At 59.2% G+C, this 737-nt stretch carries 1 pseudogene; it reads left to right on the top strand.

The features are described 5' to 3' along the window. A pseudogene (locus tag IVB36_RS27965) lies at positions 1-535 on the top strand (HlyD family secretion protein); the annotation flags it as partial. Positions 536-737 lie beyond the last annotated feature (202 nt).

Below are 737 nucleotides of genomic sequence, written 5' to 3'. Positions count from 1 at the left end.
GATCGGCGGCGTCAACACGACTGTTGCGCAAATGCAGGCGCAATTGGAGAGCGCCACTTGGGAGCTGGCGCAAACAACGATCCGCGCGCCTGCCGACGGCTTCGCGACGGCGGTGGCCCTGACGGTGGGCGATCGCGCCTTCCAATTGCGGTCAGCCATGTCGTTCATCGTGGAGAATGAAATTACAATTGTCGGGGTCTTTGCGCAGAACGGATTTCAGACCATCAAGGCCGGCGCACCCGTCAACATCGTGTTTGACAATGAGCCAGGGCGCATCTATCACGCCAAAATCACTGAAATTCCGAAGGGAATAGGCCAAGGACAGATTGCCGCATCCGGGACGTTGGCGCGGACTAATGCGATTGGCGGCGCGTCGGGCTTTCCGGCGGTGATCTCCATTCCGGATGAAATCAGCGGCGACTCGCTCAGGCTCGGCATGTCTGGAAACGCAACTGCGTTTGCTCCAAATGCGGGGGTTATTGGGATGCTCGCCTCCATTCTGGTCTGGGTCAGCTCATATACGGCATACCTGTAACGAGCCTCCGGACCCGACTGGCACAAAGTCATATCAGGCCAGGCGATCAGGCTTGCATATTGCATACATGCCCGCTCCGCGTTGACCGCTGGGGGCGCAACCGCTTACTCTCGCATCTTAGCGTTTTTGCTCTACTGCGGCCTCGGCCGATGGTTCGGTGCACGCAGCAGATCACATCCGGAGTTTGTTCGGGCCTCGGCCG

The sequence above is a fragment of the Bradyrhizobium sp. 35 genome (assembly GCF_023073215.1).
GTDB classification, from domain to species: Bacteria; Pseudomonadota; Alphaproteobacteria; order Rhizobiales; family Xanthobacteraceae; genus Bradyrhizobium; species Bradyrhizobium canariense_D.
This window is presented reverse-complemented; position numbering and strand designations above follow the sequence as displayed.